The 24349-nt window shown below is 68.8% G+C and carries 28 protein-coding genes and 1 pseudogene; 18 read left to right on the top strand and 11 right to left on the bottom strand.

Annotated features, from left to right (window positions below; translation table 11 throughout):
- Window position 1: 1 nt before the first annotated feature.
- Window positions 2-1021, bottom strand: a complete 1020-nt coding sequence (locus KUM40_RS22540; protein ID WP_217168559.1) for an iron ABC transporter permease — start codon at window positions 1019-1021, stop codon at window positions 2-4.
- 734 nt (window positions 1022-1755) lie between these two features.
- On the opposite strand from KUM40_RS22540, the gene KUM40_RS22550 reads away from it, so the two are divergent.
- The gene (locus KUM40_RS22550; RefSeq protein WP_217167831.1) at window positions 1756-3780 is read left to right on the top strand and encodes a TerD family protein; all 2025 of its coding nucleotides are present in this window, start codon (window positions 1756-1758) and stop codon (window positions 3778-3780) included.
- A gap of 272 nt (window positions 3781-4052) precedes the next feature.
- On the opposite strand, the gene KUM40_RS22555 is transcribed toward KUM40_RS22550, so the two are convergent.
- A complete protein-coding gene (locus tag KUM40_RS22555) occupies window positions 4053-4886 on the bottom strand; it encodes a PIG-L family deacetylase (RefSeq protein ID WP_217168560.1) in 834 nt (277 codons plus the stop codon).
- Window positions 4887-5097: 211 nt separating this feature from the next.
- On the bottom strand, window positions 5098-5286 hold the full coding sequence (locus KUM40_RS22560) for a hypothetical protein (RefSeq protein WP_217167832.1): 189 nt from the start codon (window positions 5284-5286) through the stop codon (window positions 5098-5100).
- A 73-nt stretch (window positions 5287-5359) separates the two neighbouring features.
- Here KUM40_RS22560 and KUM40_RS22565 point away from each other — a divergent pair, with 73 nt between their 5' ends.
- From KUM40_RS22565 to eno, 3 genes and pseudogenes are all read left to right on the top strand, one after another.
- Entirely contained in the window at window positions 5360-5671 is a 312-nt protein-coding gene (locus KUM40_RS22565) for a hypothetical protein (protein WP_217168609.1), read from the top strand.
- 50 nt (window positions 5672-5721) lie between these two features.
- Window positions 5722-6582, top strand: coding sequence for a MerR family transcriptional regulator (locus KUM40_RS22570; RefSeq protein ID WP_217167833.1), 861 nt, complete (start codon window positions 5722-5724; stop codon window positions 6580-6582).
- Window positions 6583-6623: 41 nt separating this feature from the next.
- A pseudogene (gene eno, locus KUM40_RS22575) lies at window positions 6624-6896 on the top strand (phosphopyruvate hydratase); the annotation flags it as partial.
- Window positions 6897-7143: 247 nt separating this feature from the next.
- On the opposite strand, the gene KUM40_RS22580 reads toward eno, so the two are convergent.
- Window positions 7144-7800: an NAD(P)-binding domain-containing protein gene (locus tag KUM40_RS22580; protein ID WP_308401211.1), complete on the bottom strand. Its 657-nt coding sequence runs from the start codon at window positions 7798-7800 to the stop codon at window positions 7144-7146.
- A 362-nt stretch (window positions 7801-8162) separates the two neighbouring features.
- Entirely contained in the window at window positions 8163-8453 is a 291-nt protein-coding gene (locus KUM40_RS22585; RefSeq protein WP_308401212.1) for a GNAT family N-acetyltransferase, read from the bottom strand.
- On the opposite strand from KUM40_RS22585, the gene KUM40_RS22590 reads away from it, so the two are divergent.
- On the top strand, window positions 8412-8504 hold the full coding sequence (locus tag KUM40_RS22590; protein WP_308401213.1) for a zinc-binding dehydrogenase: 93 nt from the start codon (window positions 8412-8414) through the stop codon (window positions 8502-8504). The two genes, KUM40_RS22585 and KUM40_RS22590, sit on opposite strands and share 42 nt — an antisense overlap.
- A gap of 195 nt (window positions 8505-8699) precedes the next feature.
- Here the strand turns inward: KUM40_RS22590 and KUM40_RS22595 are convergent, their stop codons facing one another.
- Window positions 8700-9641, bottom strand: a complete 942-nt coding sequence (locus KUM40_RS22595; RefSeq protein ID WP_217167836.1) for a LysR family transcriptional regulator — start codon at window positions 9639-9641, stop codon at window positions 8700-8702.
- Window positions 9642-9776: 135 nt separating this feature from the next.
- Here KUM40_RS22595 and KUM40_RS22600 point away from each other — a divergent pair, with 135 nt between their 5' ends.
- The 3 genes from KUM40_RS22600 (at window position 9777) to KUM40_RS22610 (ending at window position 11832) form a co-directional block, all read left to right on the top strand.
- Window positions 9777-10709, top strand: coding sequence for an NAD(P)-dependent oxidoreductase (locus tag KUM40_RS22600; protein WP_217167837.1), 933 nt, complete (start codon window positions 9777-9779; stop codon window positions 10707-10709).
- 68 nt (window positions 10710-10777) lie between these two features.
- The gene (locus tag KUM40_RS22605) at window positions 10778-11272 is read left to right on the top strand and encodes an SRPBCC domain-containing protein (RefSeq protein WP_217167838.1); all 495 of its coding nucleotides are present in this window, start codon (window positions 10778-10780) and stop codon (window positions 11270-11272) included.
- Between the two features lie 41 nt (window positions 11273-11313).
- Window positions 11314-11832: an SRPBCC domain-containing protein gene (locus KUM40_RS22610; protein WP_217167839.1), complete on the top strand. Its 519-nt coding sequence runs from the start codon at window positions 11314-11316 to the stop codon at window positions 11830-11832.
- Between the two features lie 115 nt (window positions 11833-11947).
- On the opposite strand, the gene KUM40_RS22615 is transcribed toward KUM40_RS22610, so the two are convergent.
- Window positions 11948-12586 (bottom strand): MerR family transcriptional regulator, encoded by a 639-nt coding sequence (locus KUM40_RS22615; protein WP_217167840.1) that lies wholly within the window; start codon window positions 12584-12586, stop codon window positions 11948-11950.
- A 77-nt stretch (window positions 12587-12663) separates the two neighbouring features.
- Here KUM40_RS22615 and KUM40_RS22620 point away from each other — a divergent pair, with 77 nt between their 5' ends.
- Window positions 12664-13170 (top strand): DUF4188 domain-containing protein, encoded by a 507-nt coding sequence (locus tag KUM40_RS22620; RefSeq protein ID WP_217167841.1) that lies wholly within the window; start codon window positions 12664-12666, stop codon window positions 13168-13170.
- Window positions 13171-13401: 231 nt separating this feature from the next.
- Here KUM40_RS22620 and KUM40_RS22625 read toward each other — a convergent pair whose 3' ends face one another.
- A complete protein-coding gene (locus KUM40_RS22625; protein ID WP_217167842.1) occupies window positions 13402-14307 on the bottom strand; it encodes a LysR family transcriptional regulator in 906 nt (301 codons plus the stop codon).
- A gap of 116 nt (window positions 14308-14423) precedes the next feature.
- Between KUM40_RS22625 and KUM40_RS22630 the strand changes: the two genes are divergently transcribed.
- Window positions 14424-14840 carry an ester cyclase gene (locus tag KUM40_RS22630; RefSeq protein ID WP_308401214.1) on the top strand — a complete coding sequence of 139 codons (417 nt, stop codon included), beginning with the start codon at window positions 14424-14426 and terminating at the stop codon, window positions 14838-14840.
- Between the two features lie 204 nt (window positions 14841-15044).
- On the opposite strand, the gene KUM40_RS22635 is transcribed toward KUM40_RS22630, so the two are convergent.
- Window positions 15045-15425 (bottom strand): tautomerase family protein, encoded by a 381-nt coding sequence (locus KUM40_RS22635; protein WP_217167843.1) that lies wholly within the window; start codon window positions 15423-15425, stop codon window positions 15045-15047.
- Window positions 15426-15489: 64 nt separating this feature from the next.
- Here KUM40_RS22635 and KUM40_RS22640 point away from each other — a divergent pair, with 64 nt between their 5' ends.
- Both KUM40_RS22640 and KUM40_RS22645 read left to right on the top strand, forming a co-directional pair.
- Window positions 15490-15978 carry a MarR family winged helix-turn-helix transcriptional regulator gene (locus tag KUM40_RS22640; protein ID WP_217167844.1) on the top strand — a complete coding sequence of 163 codons (489 nt, stop codon included), beginning with the start codon at window positions 15490-15492 and terminating at the stop codon, window positions 15976-15978.
- Window positions 15979-16083: 105 nt separating this feature from the next.
- Window positions 16084-16428 (top strand): hypothetical protein, encoded by a 345-nt coding sequence (locus tag KUM40_RS22645; RefSeq protein ID WP_217167845.1) that lies wholly within the window; start codon window positions 16084-16086, stop codon window positions 16426-16428.
- A 169-nt stretch (window positions 16429-16597) separates the two neighbouring features.
- Here the strand turns inward: KUM40_RS22645 and KUM40_RS22650 are convergent, their stop codons facing one another.
- The gene (locus KUM40_RS22650) at window positions 16598-17473 is read right to left on the bottom strand and encodes a glycosyltransferase family 2 protein (protein ID WP_217167846.1); all 876 of its coding nucleotides are present in this window, start codon (window positions 17471-17473) and stop codon (window positions 16598-16600) included.
- Between the two features lie 287 nt (window positions 17474-17760).
- Between KUM40_RS22650 and KUM40_RS22655 the strand changes: the two genes are divergently transcribed.
- The 6 genes from KUM40_RS22655 (at window position 17761) to KUM40_RS22680 (ending at window position 23371) form a co-directional block, all read left to right on the top strand.
- A complete protein-coding gene (locus tag KUM40_RS22655) occupies window positions 17761-19683 on the top strand; it encodes an ATP-binding cassette domain-containing protein (RefSeq protein ID WP_374227410.1) in 1923 nt (640 codons plus the stop codon).
- Between the two features lie 148 nt (window positions 19684-19831).
- Window positions 19832-20080 (top strand): nuclear transport factor 2 family protein, encoded by a 249-nt coding sequence (locus KUM40_RS42715; RefSeq protein ID WP_217168562.1) that lies wholly within the window; start codon window positions 19832-19834, stop codon window positions 20078-20080.
- 47 nt (window positions 20081-20127) lie between these two features.
- Entirely contained in the window at window positions 20128-20901 is a 774-nt protein-coding gene (locus tag KUM40_RS22665) for a TetR/AcrR family transcriptional regulator (protein WP_217167848.1), read from the top strand.
- A 93-nt stretch (window positions 20902-20994) separates the two neighbouring features.
- The gene (locus KUM40_RS22670) at window positions 20995-21402 is read left to right on the top strand and encodes a YciI family protein (RefSeq protein WP_217167849.1); all 408 of its coding nucleotides are present in this window, start codon (window positions 20995-20997) and stop codon (window positions 21400-21402) included.
- Window positions 21399-22559, top strand: a complete 1161-nt coding sequence (locus tag KUM40_RS22675; protein WP_217167850.1) for an RNA polymerase sigma factor — start codon at window positions 21399-21401, stop codon at window positions 22557-22559. Before KUM40_RS22670 ends, KUM40_RS22675 begins: the two co-directional genes overlap by 4 nt.
- Before the next feature lie 77 nt (window positions 22560-22636).
- Entirely contained in the window at window positions 22637-23371 is a 735-nt protein-coding gene (locus tag KUM40_RS22680) for a GntR family transcriptional regulator (protein ID WP_217167851.1), read from the top strand.
- Here KUM40_RS22680 and KUM40_RS22685 read toward each other — a convergent pair.
- Window positions 23347-24348, bottom strand: a complete 1002-nt coding sequence (locus KUM40_RS22685; RefSeq protein WP_217167852.1) for a proline racemase family protein — start codon at window positions 24346-24348, stop codon at window positions 23347-23349. The two genes, KUM40_RS22680 and KUM40_RS22685, sit on opposite strands and share 25 nt — an antisense overlap.
- Between the last annotated feature and the right edge of the window lies 1 nt (window position 24349).

The following is a 24349-nucleotide window of genomic DNA, read 5'->3' on the forward strand; positions in this document are numbered from 1 at the left end:
GTCAGCGGCCCCCGAATGTGTAACCCCGGCGGCGCATCAGGGCGATGAAGACGGGCACCCCCACGAGCGCGGTGATGACTCCGAGCGGTAGCTCGCGCGGGGCGACCAGGGTTCGTGCCGCCAGGTCGACCCACACCATGAAGATCGCTCCGGCCAGTGGGGTGACGGCGAGCACGCGGGCGTGCGTGGCACCGACGGCCATGCGCACCACATGCGGCATGACGAGTCCGACGAATGCGACGGCGCCGCTGACAGCGACCATGACGCCCGTGACGAGCGAGACGAGAACCAGGAGCGCCTTGCGATGCCGGTCAGGACCGACACCCAGGCTCGTGGCGGTCTCGTCGCCGAGGGAGAGGACGTCGAGCACCCGTCCGTACCGGTACAGGACCGCCAGTCCGGCGATCACCACCACGGACACGACGGGCAGCGCGCCCCAGGTCGCGGCGCCGAAGCTGCCCATCGTCCAGTACAGGATCATGCTTGTCGCCTCACTGTCCGGCGCGAAGTAGACGATCAGGCTCATCACCGCCTGGAAGCCGAGTGACATGGCCACACCCGTCAGAACGAGTCGCAGCGGTGAGAGGGCGCCCCGGTGGGAGGAAGCGGCGTACACCAGGAGCGAGGCGACAAGGGCACCGATGAAGGCGCCGACGGAGACCGCGTAGATCCCCAGTGCCGCCAGCCCTCCGGTGACCGTGACCCCGACGGCGCCTACGGAGGCGCCCGACGAGACGCCGAGGACGAAGGGGTCGGCCAACGCGTTGCGCACCATGGCTTGAATCGCCACTCCGATCGCGCTCAGCCCGGCCCCCACCAGTGCCGCGAGCAGCACTCGCGGCGTGCGGATCTGCCAGATGATCTGGTACGTCGTCACCTCCTCCGCGCCGACGCGACCGCCGCTGAGTGCTGCCCACAGATGGTGAGCGGTCTCCCCCGGACCGATGACGGCGGGGCCCAGACCGATGGCGACGACGACGGAGACGAGCAGGACCGCGGTCAACACCGCGCAACCGACCAGCAGGGCCTTGCGGGAGGCGGGCCGGCCTTTCACAGCCGCCTGCGGTGCGGCCGCCGGCGCGTCGGCCGGTCCGGCCCTCTCCGTGTTCGCCGACGGTAGGGAGGTCGAGGGCGGAAGCACGTGGCCTACCTACACTTTCTCTCGATAATGGAAATCATGTTCAAGTCAGAGAATTTAGCATGCTTCCAGGAGAACGGACGTTGACTACGCGAACCTGGCGTCCGAAGCACAGCGCGGCCCCGCACGTGTGCCCGTGGTCGTGGGGTCCCGGCAGCCCAGGTCCTGCCCGCCCGGCAATGCCGACGACCGTCTCCCCCGACAAGCGGCAGATCGCCGAACGCGCCCTGCAGCGCCTGGCCGATCGCATCTACAGCCCGGAAACGAGGTACCGGCCCTGGACCTGACCATCCCTCACCGGCTCGTCGCAAGGGGCGGTACCGGTCGAGGAGTTCAGGAGCACTGATCCGCCTCGCGCTTGGCGGACGCACGGTCCGTCCGGCAGGGCGGCCGCGTCGACCCGACGAGCACACCGTGCTCAGCCGGGGACGCCGATCGGGTCCCACCCGCCAACGGTCGGCGTCTCGTTACCCCCGACTTCACAGAATCTACACGATTGAGCTCTGTGCGTATTACAGTCTTCTCCACGCGACTCAGCATCTTGTGTCGCGCATGGGACAGATGGGGCGGGCTCTTCCGCATGCCCAGGGTGCGCCGTTGGGGGATTCGTGCAGGAAATGATCAAGGGGTCGAACGTGGCCCTGGCGGACCTGAGTGACAGCGTCGGTTCAGTGATCGTCAGTCTGAGCTGGGGCAGCCCTACCGGCGAGGGCGACGCGGATGTGTCCGTCCTGCTTCTGGACGCAAACGGCAAGGTGCGCGACGACGGGGACTTCTACTTCTACAACCATCCCGTGGCCGCTGACGGAAGCGTGCAGCTTCTGGGCAAGACGCCGACGGCGGACGGCAGCGAGGACCGCATCAGCTTCGATCTCACCGCCGTCGCGTCCGGGATCGACCGGGTCGTCCTCGCTGCGAGCAGGTACGGCGGAGCACGCTTCGGTGAGCTGGAGGACGTGAGGATCACCCTGGCCGACGCCGCCGGCGAGAACCTCCTGCGGTTCTCCGTCGATGACGTCGGCTCTGTGACGGCGGTGATCTTCGGTGAGCTGTACAGGCGAGGCGAGGGATGGAAATTCCGTGCCGTCGGGCAGGGCTATGAAGCCGGTCTCGCAGGACTGGCGACGGACTTCGGGGTCGACATCGAGGACGATGCGGACACGGAGGCGGAAGGAGCACTCGAGAGTGCCGCGGGCGCCCCGCAGGCGGATGAGCCGGGTCCGGCGCCGACCGAGGAGCCCGCCCGGCAGGCGACGCTGGAGGCCATCCCCGCTCCTCGCCGGCCTGAGGAAGAGGTCGCTGAGCCGGCCAAGTCGGCCGCTCGCCCTCGCACCGCGAAGAAGAAGGTCACCCTTCCCAAGGCGGTCAAGAAGTCCCTGGCGGAGAACGACTCCTGGAAGCAGGCCAGGCTCTTCCCGGTCTCGGTGCTCAAGAGCGACCGGGACCGTGAGACGCGCGCCACCTCGGTCCTGCTGTCAGTGATGGCGCAAGTGCCGGAGTTCAGCAGGAGACTCACCGCCGGGTTCGGAGCGCCGGCGGGCAGCATGGAGACGTTCACAGAGGTGTCCCTGCCACATGGGGACAACCCGCGCCGCCCGGACGGTGTGATCCGCGTCGAGCGGGCCGGCAAGCTGTGGACCGCGCTGGTCGAGACGAAGACCAACGGCAACGCGCTCAAGGCCGACCAGGTGCAGGCATACATGGACATCGCCGCCCGACGGGGTTACGAAGCCGTGATCACGCTGACGAACGACGTCGCGCTGGAGGGCCGCCCTCTCATCGATGTCAAGATCGACAAGCGCCGCAAGCACAAGGTGGCCCTCTGGCACATGTCCTGGGCAGAAGTCGCCCACCAGGCGCAGATGCTGATCAGACATGAGGGAGTGAGCAACGCGGCGCACGCCTGGCTTCTGCAGGAACTGCTGCATTACCTGCAGCACGAGAACTCCGGCTGCCACGGCTTCCAGAACATGGGACCCGCCTGGGTCCCCGTACGAAACGGGATCGACGACGAAACGCTCTGCCAGGGCGATGCCAGAGCACTGGAGGTCGTCGAGAACTGGGAGCGGCTCATTCGCCAGGTCTGTCTCAGACTGGGCGGCGAACTCGGACAGAAGGTCCTGCCCGTCCAACGCGCCAAGCGCGGAACGGACCCCACCGAACGCCGAATCCGCCTCGCCGACCAACTCTGCCTCCACGGACGGCTCCAGGCAGAGCTACGCATCGACGGCACCCCCGGCGTCCTGGCCATCAGCGCCGACCTGCGAACCGGCAAACTGCGCACCGGTATCGAAATCCCGACCCCCGAGCAGGGCTACCCCCTGAGCTGGGCCAAGCGACTCGTACGGCGGCTGTCCGAAGCACCGGCGGACCTCCACGTCGAAACCCTCGTCGACAGCGACACCGGAGGCCCCCGCGGCACACTGGAGCGGCTCCGCCCCGAGCCGGCAGACCTGCTTCCCAAGGACAACGTCACCAAGATCACCGGGTTCCGCCTGTCCCTGCTCAAGAGCATGGGAAGCGGCCGCGGCAACGCCGAGACCGGTTTCATCCGCAGCGTCGACGACGCCGTAAACCGCTTCTACACCACCGTCGTGGTGCACCTGGACGCCCCTACGACACGCCGGACGGCGTCCAAGTAACGCACTACGACTGGATGACGCTCCGAGGGCCTGCCGGGAATTCTGCGCATCTGCCGAGACGCGGTCTTCTGTCAGCGCCGCAATCGGTGACGGTGCTGGTGCCGGCTCGGTGTGATGTGCCGGTGGACCGGTCCCGGGTCGCGTCTGCTCCACCGCCTAGGAACTGCGTGGGTGCGGCGCAGGTAGCCGGCTGGTGCGGGAGTTCCCCCTCCCCTGCTCCCGCACCAGCCGCCCTGAGATCACCTGGACGTCTCCAGGTCGGACGGTGAATTTCAACGCAGTCCGGCGAAGAGATCACTCTCCGGTACGGCCGCGTCGGTGGTGTCCTGGACACGCACGAAGGTCTCCACGCCCATCAGCTCGCCGAACCGCTCCTTGCCCATCCTGAGGAAGAAGATGTTCTCCCCCTGGCTGGCGTGCGCGGCGAGCGCATCGAACTTCTGACCGCTGAACGCTGTGGTGTCCACCCACGTGGTGATCTCGTCGTCGGGGAGGCCGATCTCGGCCATCGCCGCGGCCTCGGCAGGATCCGGCTCAGGCATGTCCTCATCAAACTCGCGCATGATCTCACCGAAGCGCTGTATCCCCGAGCGGGGCATCGTCGTCCAGTACACCTTCGGTGTCAGTTCGGTCATCTCCACTGCCGCCATCGTGATGCGGTGGGCCTGGATGTGGTCGGGATGACCGTAAAAGCCGTTCTCGTCGTAGGTGACGACCACGTCGGGCCGGTAGAGCCGCATGAGTTCCGCGAGTCGGGCGGCGCCTTCTTCCACGGGGGTCTGCCAGAAGGATCCAGGAGCGTCGTTGCTGGGCCAGCCGACCATCCCGGAGTCGGCATAGTCCAGCATCTCCAGATCGCTGATCTTCAGGACGTCACAACTGGCCTCGAGTTCTTGACGGCGCATCAAGGCGACGGCCTTCGGATCGTGTCCGGGATCGCCCGGCTTGACGCCTCCCGGTCCATCACCGCAGCCGCCGTCGGTACACGTCACGAGAACCGTGCGGATGCCCTCCGACGCATACCGCGCGAGGATCCCTCCGGTTCCGGTGGCCTCGTCGTCAGGGTGGGCGTGCACTGCCATGAGGGTCAGTGGCCGATTGGTCATGAAACAGTCCTTCTGCAGAAGTACGTCTTGGTCCGACCGCGCAGCGGGCGTACTGCGATCCCGTGGCCCTGATCCTCTCGGGGCGCACAAGCGTGTGGCCTGCGTGTCCTTGCCCGTGCGGCGCAAGGTGGTCAGCTCGTCCAACGCGCCGAACGCACCGACTGTTCCCGGCGTGACCTGCACATCTCGGTGCCGCGCCGGGGCAGACCGGTCAGTCCGCAGCGGACCGGCCGACGGTGTGGTCGCCCGGCTCGCCGACCGGGGCCTCTTCACGGACCCCGACCACCTGCTGGTGAGCCCACACGCTGGTGGAGCCCGCCGAACCCGACCAGCTCAGGTCCTCGTCGGCGTCGGCCTGCGCCACTGGAGCGGTGGACGCCGGCTCGCACCTGCCATTCATGGCCCACATCCACAGCCCGTTGTAGACACCTCGGTAGTTGAGGTACTTTTCCGGCGGAATCGATCAACGGGGAGTGATCGATGCGATCCCCGTGTCGCTGTCCGAGCGTGTCAGCCCCGTCCAGCAGATCGTCCAGGTGCGCGACAGTGAGCCTCCGCCGTTTACAGCATGGATCGTCCGTCAGCCCGGTCGGTTCGCCGAGCAGTTGGCGGAGGTACCAGCCGAGCACGACGAACTCGGGGCCGCTGAACGGGTTCTTGAGCGGGTCAGTGAACAGCTCACCGGGGAGCGCGCTGCGGCTGCGCCGACGCCCGGGCAGGTGTACGACTTTGACGGTGCGGGAGTACAGGCGCCCCCAGGACAGAGAGGTTTGCATGTGCCGTAGCGGCATGTGGTCCAGTAGGCGGCGAGCACGACATTGAGAGGTTTCCTCGCATGCCCCTTCCTTCGATTCCCCGCCGGGTCAAGATCGGCGATGCCGCCGCGTTCGCCGGGACCACACCCCGCGCCATCCGCCACTACCACGCCATCGGGCTCCTCGCCGAACCGGAACGCGGCAGCGATGACCGCCGCCGCTACGGATACGACGACATGATCCGCCTGCTGTGGATCCGCAGGATGGCCGATGCGGATATCTCCCTGGATGACATCCACGCCGCCTTTAGGGGCACCACCGGCATCGAGCAGTCCCTGGCCCGCCTGGAGGATTCCCTCGCTTCCAAGGCTGCCGCCATCGAGGCCCAGCGGGCCGCCGTGAACCGTCTCCGCGAGGTGGGCAGTCCCCTGGGCCTGCTCTCACCGCTGGTCACTGGTCGTCTGCGCGATCTACCGCCCGGAGCCCTGCGCTCGGCCGACCTCGATACCCTCCTGGTCACAGAGCGCATCTTCGGCCCTCTGGGCGCCGCTGTCCAGGCCGACCGGTTCATCGTCCTGGCCACCCACCCCGGGCTGCGGGCCGAGGAGGACCGACTGGCCGAGGCCGAGGCGGCCCTGGGCGACGCCATGTCCCCCGACGACCCCCGCATCGAAGACCTGGCCGCCCAGCGATGTGATCACGAGGCCGCCCTGGCAGCCGCCATCGAAAGATCCGGCCTGGAAGAGGCCCTCAACGTCCTCCTGGACCGGGAGGACGAGCACGCCGGCGAGGCAGAAGACGGGGCGGGGATGAGCGTGATGGAGGCCATCGGCAAGATGCCGTACGACTTCTCCCCGGCCCGCGTCCGGTACGAGGAACGTGTCGTCGAACTGTTTCAGTCGGCCGATCAGGACAGCGACAGGAACCCACGGACCTGCTGACTGGCGTCGGCGCTCAGAGCGAGTGGTGCGGCGCGGCGCCCCGCGCTGGCACGGACATCGGCCTGGTCATGGACCCGGCGTCGTCAGAGTTCTTCCACCGCGGCGTGTACGACTACTCGGGCGAAGGCGTGCGCCGCACCCCCACCGAGCACGCCGACGAAGACCCGATGGCGGAGAACGACCTCCACGGATGGCGCGAGCTGACTGCCCGCGTCGGTGACCGCTGCCGGCTCACCGGCGATGACGTGTTCTGCACCAACGAAGCACTGGTGCGCGAGGGCATCCGCACCGGCGTCGGCAAGTACAACCAACTCATCCGCCCTGTTCGCGGGCCGCTCCGCACTGCGCCGGGCGTGAACAGCAGGCGGATCCGGATCGGACGGGCACCGAGCACCGGGGCGGGGGCGGGGCTGGCTGCTCGTCGGCCGAGGAGGTCGCCGGGGCGCACGCGCAGGATGCGCGCCACCGCAGGTGGGGCAAGGCCCTACGGTGACCCGATGGAGAGGATCGGCCCCGGCCCGTCCCAGCGGGCGTGGCGGCCCGGCGGGCGCAGAGGCGCGCTCAGTCGGCTATGTCGACGCCGAGGGAGAAGTTGTAGTTGCCTACGCCATGGCGTCCCAGCCCCATCATCAGCACGCCGGCTCCCTCCAGCCACTGAGCCATCTTCAGGTCGCCGGTGTCCATCGGACGCAGTCCGATGCTCTCGATGAACGCTGCCGTGCTCGCCTTGGCCTGCACGTCGTCACCGGCAATGAACACGTCCAGCGGGCGTCCCTGGGCCAGGACGTGGCCGAAGACGGTGTTGAACGCCTTGACGACGTGGGCGCTCTCTGGGGCGGCCTGGGCAACCTCCTGCGCGACGGAGGTGCCGTCAGGGGTGACAACCCCGGTGGCACTGGGGTTGAAGGGGTTCGTGATGTCGACGACGACCTTGCCGGCCAGTGCGTCCCCGTACTGGCTGACAAGCGGCACGGCACTGCCGTGGGGCACGGCGAGGATGACGATGTCTCCGGCTGGGGCCGCGCCTGCTGTTCCCGCACTGGCGCCGTGGCCGAGCGCGCCGGCCACGTCCGCGGCCTTGGCCGCGTCACGGCCGATGACCTCGACGGCGTTGGCGCCGGCGAGTGCGCGGGCAGCGAGGACGCGGGCCATTTGCCCCAGGCCGATGATGCTGATGTTGCTCATGGTGAGTGCTCCTACTCCTTTGTTGCTCTTCACTTGTGTCGCGTTGCCAGTTCCGGCGCCGGCCGCCACGCGGCCGGGCCCGAGAAGAACAGCAGCGCGCGGCGCTCAAGGGAGGCGACCGGCCCGTTGCCTCGCTCCGTGGCGACGCTGACGAGGTGATCCAGCCCGTCGGCGGCCGTCTTCTGGGTGAACAGTCCAACAGCCAGGGAGATACCGCCCTTCCCGTCCGATCATCGATAGAAGTACGCGTTGCGATAGATTCTCCTCATGCCAGAACGTTGAGCGGCGTCTCCGCTGCGCCAGCTCCGTCGGGTGCCGGACATCGTCATGGGCGCGCTGTAAGAGCCGAAGTGGGCGGCCGTGCACGTATCAGCCCCGTCCAGCGCCCACACTCGTCACAGCAGTTCCATGAGGACGTCGGCGCGGGCGTAGTAGTCGGACACGGGGAGACGGTTGCGGGTGATTCTGACGAACCCCGCGTCCTCGTAGAGGTGGATGGCGGGGGCCAGCTTGGTGTTCGTACCGAGGAACAGCCGTGCCCCACCGAGTGCCCTGGCGCGGTCGATCGCTGCGGCGATGAGCAGGCGGCCGATGCCGCGTCCTTGCGTGGCGGGGGCCACGAACAGGGCAGGCTCCGGGTGCACGTGCGGGAGACGTTCCCGTTCGAGCGCGTCGCCGACGCACACCGGCTGCTCGACGGCGGTCACCTCCAGGGCAAGCTCGTCCTCACCCTCTGATCCCGTCATGGGGGCGTGGTGCCGTAACGACCGCGACCGGCGACTGGGGCGGCTACGCGTCACACGTTGTGCCCTTATGGAGCAGCTCGCACCGTGACGGGCACAAGAAGGTTTGGAAGGGTCAGATGGTCGTCCGTCTGATCCATGAGATCCCCACCGCGTCGGCGGGCGCAGCCGTCGGCTGCGCGGCGTCGCTCAGGAGGACGGCCGTGACGTCTCGTCCGGAAGACCGTCCTGTGCGAGCTGAGTCCGCACATCGAGAGGCACACTCATGCCGTGACTGCGCAGATCGCCGATGAAGCGTGCGACGAGCGGATCCGGTTTTGTGGACGTCACCGCCGCCAGTTGCCTGACCCATCGCGGAGAGAACGATCGTACTGCTCCCGGAAAGCCGTGACTTACCGCGCTCACGGGACACACGGCGACTCCCAATCCGGCAGCCGCGAGCTGCGGTGCCGTCGCGGTCACGGATGTCCTCATCACCGTCTCCGGGCTGACTCCCGCGCGGGCGAAGGACTGGTCGAGCCAGGCGCTGAGGCCGTTGTCCGGGGTGAAGTGGACGAGCGGCGCACCTTCAAGATCCTCAAGGCGTACCGACGACTGCTCGGCCAGCCGATGGTCGACGGGTGTCGCCAACACGATCTCCTCCTCCGCGACGGCGGTGATCGTGAAACGGCCGGCCGAGGGAGCGGTCAGCACCGCCACGTCGACTTCGTCGGAGTCGACGAGGCCGAGTGCCTCGTCCATCGCGGTGGACTCGCGCAGGGTGATCGCGACCTCCGGACGGCTGCGATGCCACTGACGAATGACGGCAGCGAGCAGCGGCACCGTGAGGCTCTGCGCACAGACCAGTCGCAGGACGCCCCCGGCCGCTTGACCCGCCGCACGTGCCGACCGCACCGCGGAAGCGGCCGCTTCGATCGCTCGTCTGGCATCCGCGACGGCGGCACGCCCCGCGGAAGTGAGCTTGACCCCCCGAGGCTCGCGACGGAGCAGGACCGTCCGGGTCTCGCGTTCCAACGAAGCAAGCTGATGAGAGACAGCCGGTTGCGACGAATGCAGCAGCAGCGCGGCCTGGGTGATCGATCCGGAGTCCGCGACGGCGACAAGGCACTCCAGTGCCCGCAGGGAAGCCATCCATGAATTTTATCGCAGGCCTTCGAACCATGACTGTGGTTGAGGGAAGTCATCCGGATCCCTGGTTGCTCCAACCCACGAGACCTTCTCGCCCACGGTCGGCGAGGGGGCTCACACAGAGCGAAGGAGAGGTTCATGGCACAGGTGTTCGTTACCGGCGGTTCCGGGTTCATCGGCCAGGTGCTGGTACGCCGGCTCCTCGGCGCGGGGCACTCGGTGGGTGTTCTGGTTCGAAGTGAGGCATCGGCTGCGAAGATCTCGGCGCTGGGCGCAAAGCCCGTACGGGGCGAGTTGACCGACCCGCTCACGTGGCGGAACGATGTGACGGGCAGTGATGTGGTGTTCCACCTCGCCGCCGAGACGGATGTCGCCGCCGACCGTGAACGCCATGAGCTGGTGACGGTTCGCGGCACCCGGGCAGCCGTCGATGCCGCCCGTTACGCGCGGGTTCCACGTTTCGTCCACTGCGGGAGCGAAGCCGCGCTGCTCGCCGGTGCGCCGCTCGTCGAGGTCGACGAGACCGCGCCGCTACGGCCCGACTCGGAAGCCGCTTACAGTGCCGTGAAGGCCGTGGCCGAGAAGATCGTGCTCGACGCGAATACCCCGGGCTTCGCCACGGTGTCGATTCGCCCGCGGTTCGTCTGGGGTCCCGACAGCTTCCTCGTCGAGGGCCTGGTCGCGGCAGCGAGGGCGGGGCAGTTCGCCTGGATCGACGGAGGCGGGCACACAACCGACGTCACGTTCGTCGAGAACGCCGTCGAGGGACTCGTGCTCGGATGGCAGCGCGGCCGGCCGGGTCAGGCCTACTTCGTCACCGACCGGCACCGCGTCACCCTCCGCGAGTTCCTGGAGACGCAGTTCGAGATCTATGGCGTCGATGTCCCGATCCCCGACATGGACGCCGAGACCGCCGCCGTCGAGGTCCCCGTTCCCGCTCGATGGTTCCTCGGGCAGCAGTGCACCTTGCGGACGGACAAGGCCGTAGTCGAGCTCGGTTACGAGCCCGTCGTTGAGCACGCCGCGGGCCTGGACGCCGTCAGAAACGCGGTGGCACTCAGCCGCGCATGAAGCGTCATCCACCGGCGAAGTCGCGAATACATGACCGCCAGGGAGCGGTCGAACGTTTGGAGATTTCCATGTTCGAAGCGATAAATTGGCCGGAGGCCATGGCCCCCAGCCGCTCCCCCATCCACTTCACCAACGAGCTCGAGGTCGAGGCCTCGCCGGAAACAATCTGGTCCCTGCTCGTGCACCCTGGAACCTGGTCCACCTTCTACCCGGGCGTCGGACAGGTCCAACTCCTTGACGGCCACGATTCGCTGCGCCTCGGAACTCGATTCGAAACCAACCTGGCCGGCCAGGACGTCTTCGCCTCCGTACAGGAGTTCCAGCCTGAGACGCGTATCGCCTGGGGCGGGTTTCCCAAGGCTTCGGAAGCATCCAGGGCTTACCACGCCTGGATCATCACACCCACGGCGAAGGGGAGCCATCTCTGGACCGAGGAGACGATGCAGGGACCGCTCTGGATCGAATTGGCGAAGCAGGATCCCGAAGTCTTTTGGCGCACGCACGAGAACCTTCTCGCGGCGCTTGCCGAGGTGGCGAGCGGGCGTGAAAATCAAGCCGGTTGACTCGCGAGGCGCATAGAAGTGCTCTCGCCAGGACATCCAGAATGGAAAAACGTGTGATGTATGCCAAAGTTGCTTGGCCCGAACGGTATGACCCGAAACTGTCGGCGCTCTACGCGCTCAATGACATCGACGTGAAGGCGCCGCCCGAAGTGGTGTGGAAGCTGCTCGTCGACGCCGAGAACTGGTCGAGCTACTTCCCTCCCGAGGATCGCGTCAAGATCCTGACCGGTGAGTCGGAACTGGCTCTCGGAACCAACTTCAGCCGAGTGACGGTTGGATTCTCCATGACTCTCGACGTGACGGAGTATGAGCCGTTCGCCAGGCTCGCGTGGGAGACGACAGTCGACGGCGACGAAACGGGTTCGAGCGCATACCACGGCTGGGTCATCACACCTACGGACGATGGTTGTCACGTGTTGACCGAGGAAACACAGCAGGGCCCCTTCTTCGTCGAGGAACTCGGACGTAAGCATCCCGGTGCGCTTTACCGCTATCACCAGGACTGGGTCGAGCGCCTCGCCCGTGCCGCAGAGGCGGAGGCGGCAAGGTCTGCGGCCTGACCCGCACGACTCAATGAACGTCGGCGAGTCCCCCAAAACCCTTGCGCCGCCGGCATCGTCCGCGGGGTAAGGGCGTTCCGCACGGGGGTGGCGTTCCCGCACGGGGGTACGGCCCTCAGAACCGCCGGGCCGACTCCTCCGCGTGGGCCATGCGCCGCAGGCTCAGGAGCACCGGTTCGTACAGCACCGTAAGAGCGACGGCCGCCTCGACCTGCTCGGCCTCGGTCGGCTGCGCCTCGACCATGTCCAGGTCGGTGACTGCCAGTTGCGCTGCCAGGTGTCCGTACGGGAGCAGTTGCTCGATGTCGCAGGGATAGCCGAGCCGGACCAGCGCGGCGACCGAGTCGATGAGCCGCCGGTGGTCGGGATTGAGCATGCTCAGGCCCGATTCGGAGGACCAGCCCAGGTGCTCCAGCAGCCCCTCCACCGAGCCGCGGGCGACCTCCACCGCGGGGTCGTCCTCGGCGGGTTCCTCGGAGCGGGGCGGCAGCGCCATGGTCACCGCACCCAGCCGCTGGTGGTGGTCAAGGGACTCGTCCTCCGCGGCAATGATCACCTCGCGTGCGGCGGCCACGGGCACCCTGCCGATCTGGATCAGCGCCCGTACCAGGCGCAGCCGCCGCAGGTGGCTCTCTCCGTACTCGGCCTGGGTGGCGGAGATTCGGCGCCCGGGCTGGAGCAGCCCTTCGCGCAGGTAGTACTTGATCGTAGCGGTGTTCACACCGCTGCGTTCACTCAACTCCGCCAGCCACATGCCTTGCTCCTTCCGTAAAACAGTGCCACTATCCAAGCATGGATGGCGCCGCTATCCAACACTGAGCGGAGAATCTCATGCGTGTTCCACCGGCACCTGGGCAACGGGTCACCGCCGCGGCCGAGGGCGATGTCGTCGTCTTCCTCATCGGAATGCGGATCAACCGCTGGCGGGCCGTGCGCCACTGGCTACCGGCCGTGGCCGCGATGCTGCGCATGCTCAAGGAGCTCTCGAAGGACGGCGACAGCGGGCTGCTGGGCCACCGCGGACTGGGCGGCGGCGGTTCCCGAGTGCAGTCCATCGTCCAGTACTGGGAGTCGAGCGAGAAGCTGCTCGCCTACGCCTCCGACCAGGGCGGGCAACACCGGCCCGCGTGGGCGGCGTTCAACCGCCGGGTGCGGGGCAGCAACGGCGCCGTGGGGATCTGGCACGAGACGTATGTCGTCCCGGCCGGTTCGTACGAGTCGATCTATGTCGACATGCCACCGGCCGGTCTGGGTGAGGCATGGGGCGTCGAACCCGTGAGTCGGCGCGGGGAGCGGGCCGCACAGCGACTGGAGAGCGGGGCCGGCCAGAAGCGGTAGGGGGGTGTGCTCCGGCCAGGAAGCGGCTCGACGGGGCTCGCCGGAAGGCGTGTCGTACACACTGTTGGGAATGCCCGTCCTCAGGGCTCGGGGAGAACTCGTCGTCGGTGTGCTTCGGGAAGACCGCCTCCCTTCCGGTACGCCTGCCGAGCCGGGAAGAGCAAAAGGTTCGACCCCTCTCACGCCGGGACGAGGCCCCACGAAGGGGCGGAGGACCGAGCCGCTCCGGAGTCAGGCGTCGTGGAGACTGACGGCCTGATTCTGCAGGGCCGCCACCATCGCTTGTGCCTGGGCAGAGGGGCTCGGCCGGGTCACAACGACTGTCGCACGGCCGGGCCAGTGGCTGTCGGTGACGGCCACGGCCCGTACGCCCCTCGGCAGGGCCGGAAGGGCCAGGTCAGGGATGACAGTGATGCCCAGGCCTGCCGCGACCAGGCCGAGGCGTGTGGACCAGCCGCGGGCGGTGTGGGCGATGTGGGGGTCCGACAAGGTCGGCCAGGCTCCGAACTGCGGCTCGCCTGCCGCGCCGTCCCCGGCAACCCACTGTTCGTGGGCCAGGTCCGACACGGTGATGCGGTCGTGGCCCGCGAACCGGTGCGTGTCCGGGACGACCACCAGCAGGTCGCCTTGGAGTACTGCCGTCTGACGCAGTTCGCTCAGGTCATAGTCCGGCAGGCCGTGACCGACCCCGATGACGGCCACTTCCAGCCTGCCGGTCCGTAGCCGACGGACCAGGGCGGGCGTCGAGGCTTCCTCCACCACGACGGCGAGACCCGGATGGCCGGCGGTCACCTCCGCCATCGCTCGCGGGACCAACGCCATGGCGGCAGTGGGGTAGGACCCGACCGCGAGGCGGCCCGCGAGCCGGTCGCGCAGGCCGGCGAGTTCCAGCTCGGTCGCCGCCAAATCGGCGAGAATCTCTCCCGCACGGCGGACGAGCACCTGACCCGCCGGGGTGAGCGCCACGCCTCGTCGCCTCCGGTCGAAGATCGGCGCCCCGGCCGCCGCCTCCGTGGCAGCGACCTGACGGGAGATGGCCGACTGTGTGTAGCCGAGCACCTCGGCGGCCCGGGTGAACGATCCCGCGGCGGCGACCTGGTGAACGACGCGGAGGCCCGCGAGGGTGAACTCAGCCATGACTGGAACCTAACATGCGCATCCGTCATGGACATCGTGCGTAAGTATCATTGGACCGCATGGCTGGGCGGAGGCAGGATGGCGACATGACACAGCGATTCAATCGAAACGACCTCGTGGCACGTCTGGTTCGGGCCGGTGAGCTGGAGGTGTCGGGCGAGGATCCCGCCGAGGCCGCGGCGTATTTCGATACGGAAAGGTTCCGCTTCCACGGGCCGGACGGCTTCGAGTCGGACTTCGCCGGACTCACCGCCTACTTCGCGTCAGTGCGCGAGGCCTTCGACGACCGGTCGATCCGGCGCGGCATCGTGGTGTCCGAAGGCGACCACATGGCCTGCCAGACGTGGATCGAAGGCACCTTCGTCCGTGAGTTCACCCAGTCACCGGCCGGACCGCTGCCGCCCAACGGCAAACGCGTCGTGTTCGACCTGATCAACATCTTCCGCTGGGACGACCGAGGACGCCTCGTCGAGGAATGGGTACGCACCGACAACCGCGGACTCTTGCGTCAACTGGACTCCGAAGGAAGTTAGCAGGTCGGCCCCCCGGGGGCGAGGTCCGCGGCCGGCGCGCGACACGACCGCCGGCGTTGCCTGCCACGCGCCCGGGCTCATGCCCGTCGCCGGGATCGCGGAGGACGATCTGCTCCCGGCCGGCAGCACAACCGGCCGCTTCCGCGACGCCCGCCACCGGGGCGGATACGGAAGGGCAGTTCGTGAAGTGGCCCAGGCGGGGGGTCACACGGCGTGGGCGCCGCCGACGAAGGTTCGTTCCGGTGGTGACGCGACGAGTTCGACCATGGTGCCGGGGCGGAGGTCATCGCCGATGACGCGTGCGATCGCGTCGGTGAGCGCGGCGCCGAGGCGCGCGGTGACCCGGGCGGCGTCGGGGCGGTCGAAGACGCCGACGCGGACGCCCAGGACGACCGAGGCTTTCGTGTCCACGGCCTTGCCGCCCTGCGCGAAACGGCCTGCGGGCACTCCGGCCAGCCGGACACTTACGAGGTCGCGGGCCCACTCGCCATAGACATCGGCAATCGCGTCGGTCAGTGCGGCGACGAGCACGGGTTCCCTACCGGTCAGCCTGCTCTCTGGAAGGTGGACGGTCAGATGCGGCATAGTGAACCTCGTTCCCTTTGAATCTAAAGCTTTTGTTTGCAAAGGTACTTGGAAGAGATCACTGATGTCCACAGAACCGGACGGTCCAGCCGTCGAAGAGGCCGTCCGCACCCTGCTGTTGCTCATGCCACGGCTCGTCGGCCGCGCCAAGCGCCTGCCCATTCCGGCGGCGCTCCAGGGCATGGACCTGGCGCCGCGACACCTCGCGCTCCTGGCCCACCTGGAGTACGACGGCCCCACCAGCGTCAATGAGCTGGCGGCCCGGCTGGAGGTGGCGCCGACGACCGTCAGCCTCATGGTTGGCGAGCTGTCGCGGCTCGGCATCCTGCGGCGCGCCGCCGATCCCGACGACCGCCGCCGTCGCATCATCGCCATCGCCCCTGCCTTCGCCGCACCGATCGGCGAGTGGCTGTCCGGCAGCGCCTCCGCCTGGACACGCGTCATGCGCGGTCTCGACCCTGCGGAACGCTCCACGGTCATCACCGCCCTGCACGCCTACGAGGACGCCTTGGAGCAGGCAGGCTCCCAGCACCACAACGTGCAGCCGCGTTAACCGGCCGGGGCCGAGCCGCGCTGCACATGGCAGACTCATCGTGCAGGACGCCGCCCGGGGCGGCAGCACTTCCGGTGCGTCCAGTCGCGGGAGCGAGGAGTGCCCATGAGCGAGAACGATCCGCACATCCATGTGGATTCGAAGGTGGTGGCCGGCGATGCCGCTGTCCGCAACACGGTGGCAGCCACGTTCGGCCTGGCCGGAGACCTGCCGAGCCTCGTCACCACTGGATGCGGGCTACGGGTGCCGTATGCCATGACCTCTCCGCGTCCGGATCGTGTCACCTGCCTCGCCTGCCGTGAGCACGCGCGGCGCGAGCACCAGCGCTTCGCGGAGCAGGTCGACCGCTTGAGCCGCATGCCGGGATCGACCATCAGTCCCGCCGAGGCAAAGCCGGCAGCAGACACGCATCGCGACCTCGCGCAGAGGTTTTCCGACGCGGAGGACTGAGTCCGTACCCGGCGCTACTACGGGGTTGACGCGCGCCCTGCAGCGCGACGGACCGCCAATGCGTCTGCCTCGGACTCGCTCCGACCGGGCCCGAGCGGTTGTGGTTCGTGGACGGCACAGCCCCGCACACCGCTGAGACCTGCCTCGTCACGGCCTTCCGCCACACCATTCAAATGACCGGTGGGCGGCCCAAGCGCGTCATTCGTGCCACGGTTGCCCACCGCATCGGCCGACGCGGGCCGCCCGACACGCGCACCCCTTCGGCGAAGCCCGCCGCCCAGGCCCGCAGCCCGCCCCACGAGCGCGTCCGCGCCACGGTCAGCAGGGTCCACACCCCGAGGTAGGCCGGGACCAGCAGGGCCGGCAGATGCCGTTTGGCGAGCCACACCCGGTTGCGGGCCGTCATCCGGTAGTAGACCGCATGCCGGGCCGGTGACGTCCAGGGGTGCTGGAGCAGCAGCGACGGCTCGTACACCACCCGCCACCCGTCATCCAGCGCCCGCCACGCCAGATCAGTCTCCTCATGGGTGAAGAAGAACGCGTCCGGCCAGCCGCCGATCCGCTCCAGCATCCGCATCGAGAGCGCATGCCCGCCGCCCAGGAACGTCGTCACCTCACCGCCGCGCATCGGGTCCCTGGCCCGCAGCCGCGGCACATGCCGACGCTGGGTGCGGCCGCGCTCGTCGGCGATCCGGAACGACACGATCCCCAGCCGCTGATCGCCCTCGTACATCGAGGCCAGCTTCGCGAACACGTCCGTGCCCGTGAGCAGTCCGTCGTCGTCCAGGTCGACGACGACGTCCACGTCACCGTGTGCCCGCAGGTGCGCGACGGCCACGTTTCTGCCACCGGACACGCCCAGGTTCTCGTCCAGCTCCACCCCGTCCACTCCCGCGGGCAGTTCCGGCAGCGCGCTGCCATTGCCGACCACCACGATCCGCGCGGCCGGCAGCGTCTGATGAGCCACCGACTCCAGCAGGGACCGCAATGCGGCGGGCCGGTTGCCCATGGTGAGGATCGCGATCCCCAGACGTGGATGACTCACAGGTGAACTCCGATCGACTTCTCGACCGACGCAGCCTATCCGCACACCACCACCCCGCTCGGGACCACCTCACCGCCCCGTCCCGGCGCTGCCCCCACCAACGTCGGCGATTCGGCCAACCGCCCTGCTCCGCACACCCGTTGCCGTCTTTGGGTCCGTGCATCCACCACACGCCGTCACGCGCTCTGTCCCGGGATTTCGGGAACGACCGAAACACATGTGTTCGATATCCCGGCGGGGTCGTTGAGCTCCACGACCATGCTGGACGACCGTCAAGGGGACCGACGTTGACCTCGAACGCTACGAATGGACAGCCGGCTTCCGTGCCTCCCCCTCCCTCTCCCTCTCCCTCTCCCTCTCCTCCGCCTCCACCGCCGGCGGAGATCACCTACAGCGGTCAGTACTCCGTCAACCCGCTCGCCGAGGCCTCCTTCGGGCGGATGTGCGCGCAAATCCCGGCCGTGCTGGGCAGGATCGTCCGACTGTCGTGGCGGACCGACCGGCGGGCCGTACAGCTACTGCTCGGCTGCCAGGTGGTCACAGGTGTCTCAGCCGCCGTACTCCTGACCGCCACTGCCCGCGCGATGAAGCCCCTCCTCGGCAACGACTCCGTCGGCGACAGGCTGCACGGGGCTCTGCCGGCGCTGCTGGTGGTCGCGCTCGCCGCCGCGCTGGGCCGCGGTGCGGCGGCGGTGGCCACGTACGCGGAACGGCGGATCACCCCGAGGCTGACGACGGAGACGGACAGCGCCCTGGTCGAGGCGGTGTGCCGGGTGGAGGCGTCCGCATACGCGGAGGAGGGCTTCTCGGACCGGCACGAGGCGGCCGAGATGGGAGTGATCCGCACCCAGGTGATGGTCACCGACGCCCAGCGGTTTCTGTCCGCGTTGATCCGGATGGTCACCGCCGGCGGCGTGCTGTCGGTGCTGAACCCGCTGATGCTGCCGCTGCTCCTGCTGGCCGTGCTGCCGGCCGGCGCGGGTGCGGTCCTGACCGCCCGGGTCGACTACGAGGTCCACTACGCCAACATCGCCGACCGCAACGTCCGCGGCATGATGCGCTGGTGGGCGACCACGTCGAAGTACGGCGACGAGGTCCGCGCCAACTCGATGACCGACTACCTCGTCCACTGGTACCGGGCCCTGTCCGACCGGTGCGACCGGCGCACCCTGGCCGCCGCGCCGCGGACCCTGCGGATCGCGGTGCTCTCCGCGCTGGCCGGCGGTGTCTTCCTCGTCGCGACATGGTCGGCGCTGGCCTGGCTGGCGATCTCGGGCCGGATCGACCTCGCGGTCGCGGCCACGGCCGTCATCGCCGTACAGACCACACTCGCCGCGCTCTCCCAGGTCGTGATCAACGGCGCCGCGGTCTTCCACACCAGCCTCTATCTGAGCGACATGCAGACCTTCCTGGACGACGCCGCGGCCCGCACCCCCGAGCGCGGACCCGGCAGACACAGCGCGCCGACCGAGCAGATCCGGCTCGAGGAAGTCGTCTACCAGTACCCGGGCAAGGACAAGCCGGCCGTGGACGGCGTCTCCCTCACCCTTCAGCGCGGCCAGATCCTCGCGATCGTCGGCGCGAACGGCTCGGGCAAGTCCACTCTGACCCGTCTGCTCACCGGCATCCATCTTCCGGACAAAGGCCGTATCACGTGGAACGGCACCGACCTCGCCGAGGTGGACTCCGCCACCGTCTGGGCGCACACCGGTCTGGTGCCTCAGATCTTCGCCCAGTGGCCGATGCCGGTCCGCGAGAACGTCACCCTCGGTCAGCCCCGTACCCACGACGACACTCCGGTGTGGGACGCCATCGACGCGGTCGGCCTGCGCGAGGCCGTCGACGACCTCCCGCAAGGCCTGGACACCCTGCTCTCCCGTGACGTCTTCGGCGGCTTTGAACTCTCCGGCGGCCAATGGCAGCGCATCGCCTGCTCCCGGGCCCTCTACCGGCGCCCTGACCTGCTGATCCTGGACGAGCCGACGTCCCAAATGGACCCGCGCGGCGAACACCAGATCTTCGAACAGATCAAAGCCATCGCCGCCGACCGCATCACCATCGTGGTCACCCACCGCCTCGAGAACACGAGGATCGCCGACCACATCGTCGTGATGGAACACGGCCGGATCACCGAGCAGGGCCACTACGACGATCTCGTCCACGCCGGCGGAACCTTCGCCGAGCTTCTCGAGCTCTCCCAGGACCGGTAGCCACACGCGCCCCGCCGGTGGAGCCCGCTCCCTCGTCCTGAAGTGATCGCGTCGAGCTGATGGGCCGGTACGCCGACATGGCAGATCTCAAGCAGTTCAGTGAACTGGCGGGCCGTGTCTACACCGACGAGGTCACCCTCGACTTCGAATCGGTGACCGGGATTCCACCGACGGCCGTGCCGGTCGGCCAGTACGTCGAGATCCTCCGTGGCGCCTTCGCGCCCTTCACTGGCTCCCGGCGGAGGCCGCCGCCGACGGGCCCAATCGCTGGCTGGTCGTCGGCTTCTACGACAACGAGGCGGTCCGCACGGCGGACGGCTGGCGGCTCACCCGCGTAAAGCTGACCTCGAAGTACCAGGAGAACGCGCATTTCGCCGCTGCCGGGCAGGCGGGCTAGCGCCGCGGCGCGGCGTGCGGAAGCCTCCGTGAGAGAGGAGTGATCTGATGCCACGGATCCGGGGCGCCAGCATCGAGGAACATCACGAGATGGTGTGGGCCGACCTCGCGGAGGCGATGCGGAATCTGCTGCTCGAGCGCAACTACGACGCGATCACCATGGGGCACATCGCGACTCGGGCAGGACTCGCTCGCAACACGCTCTACAACTACGCGCGCGACAAGCACACGCTGGTCCACGCGCTGGCCGAGCGGGCGAGCCGGCCCATGCTCGTGCGGGTGACAGCGATTGCCGAGCGGTCCCAGGACCCGGCGGCGGAGCGGATGCGGGAGGTCGTCGAGGCAGTCCTGGACGCCTGCACGGACCAGGCGATGCAACTGATGTTCCTGCCCGGCGCCGGCCCTCTGGTTGCCGAGGTGCCGAAGGGGCCGTACGGACCATTCCAAGCGGTCGTGGTGCGGGTGGAGAGCATCGTCCGGGACGGCATGGCAGGCGGGGAGTTCCGGGACGTAGGCGACGTGCGGCTCGCGGTGGAGCTCCTGTCCGGCGTGATGCGCGCCGGCGCCGAACGCATCGGCCGGGATCCGGCCGGCTGGCCGGCCACACGGGTGATCAACCGTCGGCAGCCCGGACTGACCGAGCAGCAGCCCGACAGCCACCCCGTACTGCTCCCGGAACGTGGCGATGCCCTGGATCGCGCGCCCGACCGTGGACCTTGCCGCGTCCGGCAGCGCGTCGAGCACGCTCGCAACCTCCAGATCACCGCAGGGCCGCGGCTGCCTTCCGCGGAGCGGATTCAAGTGAAACGCCGGCCCGCTTGAAATTCTTCGCAAACGATGTCGAGAACACGCGCGTTGCTCCGTCCCAGGAGCAGACACGGCCACAATGGGCCGTACCTCACCAAGGAGAACACGATGGCCAAGTACCTGCTGCTCAAGCACTATCGGGGCGCGCCGGCATCGGTCAACGACGTGCCGATGGACCAGTGGGAGCCGGAGGAGGTTTCGGCCCACGTGCAGTACATGCGTGACTTCGCCGCCCGGCTGGAGGACACCGGCGAGTTCGTCGACAGTCAGGCGCTCTCCCCCGAGGGCACCTTCGTCCGCTACGACGGCGAGGGGCGGCCGCCGGTCACCGACGGCCCGTTCGCGGAGACCAAGGACCTGATCGCCGGCTGGATGGTGATCGACGTCGAGACCTACGAGCGCGCGCTCGAGCTGGCCGGCGAGTTGTCCGCGGCTCCGGGTGCGGGTGGCAAGCCGATCCACGAGTGGCTCGAGGTGCGCCCGTTCTACGCCGAGCAGGCCACGGCCGGCGAGTGAACGAGGCGATCCTCCGTGAGCTGGTGCCGGCGGTGATCGGTGTCCTCGTCCGTCGCGGAGCCGACTTCGCGGCGGCCGAGGACGCCGTGCAGGACGCCCTGGTCGAGGCCGTGCGCGCATGGCCGGACGGCTCACCGAGGGACCCCAAGGGCTGGCTGATCACGGTGGCGTGGCGCAAGTTCCTCGACGCCGCCCGCGCCGATGCCTCCCGGCGGCGGCGAGAGGAACTGGTCGAGGCCGAGCCCGGCCCCGGCCCGGGCCCCGGCCCTGGCGAGGGGGGCGACGACACGCTTCGGCTGTACTTCCTGTGCGCGCACCCGTCCCTGACACCGGCCTCGGCGGTCGCGCTCACGCTGCGAGCCGTCGGCGGTCTGACCACGCGGCAGATCGCGCAGGCCTACCTCGTGCCGGAGGCGACCATGGCCCAGCGGATCAGCAGGGCCAAGCGGACCGTCTCCGGCGTCCGGTTCGACCAGCCCGGCGACGTCGCCACGGTGCTGCGCGTGCTCTACCTGGTCTTCAACGAGGGATACTCCGGCGACATCGACCTCGCCGCCGAGGCGATCCGGCTCACCCGCCAACTGGCGGCCAGGACCGGACATGAGGAGGTCGCCGGCCTGCTGGCGCTCATGCTGCTTCACCACGCGCGGCGCCCGGCACGGACCACCGGCCCCGACAGCAGGCTCGTACCGCTTGCCGAGCAGGATCGCAGCCGGTGGAACACCGAGCTGATCACCGAGGGCGTCGGTGTCCTCCAGGCCGCTCTCGCACGCGACCGCCTGGGTGAGTTCCAGGCCCAGGCGGCCGTCGCCGCGCTCCACGCCGACGCCCGTACGGCCGAGGAGACCGACTGGGTGCAGATCGTCGAGTGGTACGACGAACTGGTGCGTCTCACCGACAGCCCCGTGGCCCGCCTCAACCGGGCCGTCGCCGTGGGCGAAGCCGACGGCCCGCGGGCCGGCCTGGCCGCCCTGGCGGGGCTCGACCCCGGCCTGCCACGGTACGCCGCCGTGGCGGCGTACCTGCACGAGCGCGACGGTGATCCGGCGACCGCGGCACGGCTCTACGCCCAGGCCGCCCGGTCGGCGCCGAACATCCCTGAACGCGACCACCTCACGCGACAGGCCGCCCGGCTCAACTCGCGGCTGCGCAGTTGAGCCGACGGTGCCCCCGGTCGGGGCAACGTGACATTGTATAGTGGGCGGTCATTGGCTGGTCGTACGGAGGAGCAGGGATGCCTCATCTCAAACCCCAGGCGATCTCCGTCCAGACCCATCTGCGCGATCAGGTCGCCAACGCGCTCCGGGCCGCCCTGATCGCGGGCGACCTTCGTCCGGGGGTCATCTACTCCGCGCCCACCCTGGCGGCGGAACTCGGCGTGTCGGCCACTCCGGTGCGTGAGGCCATGCTGGACCTGGCCAGGGAGGGCCTGGTCGAAGCGGTACGCAACAAGGGGTTCCGGGTCACGGAGATGACCGAGCAGGATCTCGACGAGTTCACCGAGATCCGAACCCTGATCGAGGTCCCCACGGTGGGGCGCGTCGCGGCGACGACGGCCGTCGAGCAACTGGAGGCCCTGCGTCCGCTGGCGCAGCAGATCGTCACAGCGGCCCAGGAGCACGATGTCCTCAAGTACCTCGAAGCCGATCACCGGTTCCATCTTGAGCTGCTGGCGCTGGCCGGCAACCACCATCTCGTAGAGGTGGTGGCGGGTCTGCGCAAGCGTTCGCGCCTGTTCGGACTGGGCGCTCTCAACGGGACGGGGCGGCTGGTCGCTTCCGCCCAGGAGCATGTGGAACTGCTGGATCTGATGGTGAGCGGCCGGATTCATGAGGCGGAGGAGTGCATGCGCCGCCATCTCGCGCACGTGCGCACCCTGTGGGCGGATGGCCGGACGGACGGCGAAGAGCTCACCCGCCCCGGGGCGCACGTGACACCGATGGCTCAGAGGGTGAACCCCGCCGGGTAGGGATCGGACGGGTCGAGCAGGTACTGCGCGGTGCCGGTGATCCAGGCACGGCCGGTGACGGACGGCAGGACGGCAGGCAGATCTCCGACGGTGGTCTCCCCCAGGACGCGGCCGACGAACCGGGAGCCGATGAACGACTCGTTGACGAAGTCCTGGCCGACCGGAAGCTGCCCGCGTGCGTGCAACTGCGCCATCCGGGCGCTGGTGCCCGTGCCGCAGGGCGACCTGTCGAACCATCCCGGATGGATCGCCATGGCGTGTCGTGAGTGTTCCGCGGTCGATCCGGGGGCCTCGAGATAGACGTGGTGGCACACGTCTATCTCCGGGTTCTCCGGGTGGGACACCGGGTTCTGCTTGTTGACGGCGTCCATGACGGCCAGTCCGGCGTCGAGCAGCCGCTGCTTGTGCGCCCGTTCGAAGGGGATCCCGAGGTCCTCGGTCCGGACGAAGGCGTAGAAGTTGCCGCCGTAGGCGATGTCGTAACGCACCGCCCCGTATCCCGGCACGTCGACGACCTGGTCGAGTGCGTGGCAGTACGACGCGACATTCTCCAGGGTGACCGATTCCGCGTGGCCGTCGCGCACCCGCACCCGGGCCGTCACCAGTCCGGCCGGTGTGTCGAGCCGCACCAGGGTCTCCGGCTCGACCACCTCGACCATTCCGGTCTCGACGAGGACTGTCGCGACGCCGATGGTTCCGTGCCCGCACATCGGCAGGCAGCCGGAGACTTCGATGAAGAGCACACCGTAGTCGGCGTCCGGCCGGGTCGAGGGCTGCAGGATGGCCCCGGACATCGACGCGTGCCCGCGCGGCTCGCACATGAGCAGGGTGCGCAGGTGGTCGCGTTCCGCCACGAAACGTTGTCGTCTCTCGAACATCGTCGCGCCGGGGAGGACGCCGACACCGCCCGTGATCACGCGGGTGGGCATTCCCTCGGTGTGCGAGTCGACGGCGTGAAAGCAGACGGTCGAGCGCATC

Origin of the sequence: Streptomyces sp. AC512_CC834, assembly GCF_019049325.1 — a bacterium.
Lineage (GTDB): Bacteria > Actinomycetota > Actinomycetes > Streptomycetales > Streptomycetaceae > Streptomyces.

Bases quoted from the DNA above. Each gene is read 5' to 3' on its own strand.
- KUM40_RS22605 (WP_217167838.1), top strand. From the start codon at position 10,778: ATGTTCGAAGCGATAAATTGGCCGGAGGCCATGGCCCCCAGCCGCTCC.
- KUM40_RS22570 (WP_217167833.1), top strand. From the start codon at position 5,722: ATGCCCCTTCCTTCGATTCCCCGCCGGGTCAAGATCGGCGATGCCGCC.
- KUM40_RS22670 (WP_217167849.1), top strand. From the start codon at position 20,995: ATGGCCAAGTACCTGCTGCTCAAGCACTATCGGGGCGCGCCGGCATCG.
- KUM40_RS22665 (WP_217167848.1), top strand. From the start codon at position 20,128: ATGCCACGGATCCGGGGCGCCAGCATCGAGGAACATCACGAGATGGTG.
- KUM40_RS22625 (WP_217167842.1), bottom strand. From the start codon at position 14,307: ATGGCTGAGTTCACCCTCGCGGGCCTCCGCGTCGTTCACCAGGTCGCC.
- KUM40_RS22555 (WP_217168560.1), bottom strand. From the start codon at position 4,886: ATGACCAATCGGCCACTGACCCTCATGGCAGTGCACGCCCACCCTGAC.
- KUM40_RS22645 (WP_217167845.1), top strand. From the start codon at position 16,084: ATGAGCGAGAACGATCCGCACATCCATGTGGATTCGAAGGTGGTGGCC.
- KUM40_RS22600 (WP_217167837.1), top strand. From the start codon at position 9,777: ATGGCACAGGTGTTCGTTACCGGCGGTTCCGGGTTCATCGGCCAGGTG.
- KUM40_RS22620 (WP_217167841.1), top strand. From the start codon at position 12,664: ATGCGTGTTCCACCGGCACCTGGGCAACGGGTCACCGCCGCGGCCGAG.
- KUM40_RS22610 (WP_217167839.1), top strand. From the start codon at position 11,314: ATGGAAAAACGTGTGATGTATGCCAAAGTTGCTTGGCCCGAACGGTAT.
- KUM40_RS22560 (WP_217167832.1), bottom strand. From the start codon at position 5,286: ATGAATGGCAGGTGCGAGCCGGCGTCCACCGCTCCAGTGGCGCAGGCC.
- KUM40_RS22615 (WP_217167840.1), bottom strand. From the start codon at position 12,586: ATGTGGCTGGCGGAGTTGAGTGAACGCAGCGGTGTGAACACCGCTACG.
- KUM40_RS22680 (WP_217167851.1), top strand. From the start codon at position 22,637: ATGCCTCATCTCAAACCCCAGGCGATCTCCGTCCAGACCCATCTGCGC.
- KUM40_RS22640 (WP_217167844.1), top strand. From the start codon at position 15,490: ATGTCCACAGAACCGGACGGTCCAGCCGTCGAAGAGGCCGTCCGCACC.
- KUM40_RS22685 (WP_217167852.1), bottom strand. From the start codon at position 24,348: ATGCGCTCGACCGTCTGCTTTCACGCCGTCGACTCGCACACCGAGGGA.
- KUM40_RS22595 (WP_217167836.1), bottom strand. From the start codon at position 9,641: ATGGCTTCCCTGCGGGCACTGGAGTGCCTTGTCGCCGTCGCGGACTCC.
- KUM40_RS22635 (WP_217167843.1), bottom strand. From the start codon at position 15,425: ATGCCGCATCTGACCGTCCACCTTCCAGAGAGCAGGCTGACCGGTAGG.
- KUM40_RS22550 (WP_217167831.1), top strand. From the start codon at position 1,756: ATGATCAAGGGGTCGAACGTGGCCCTGGCGGACCTGAGTGACAGCGTC.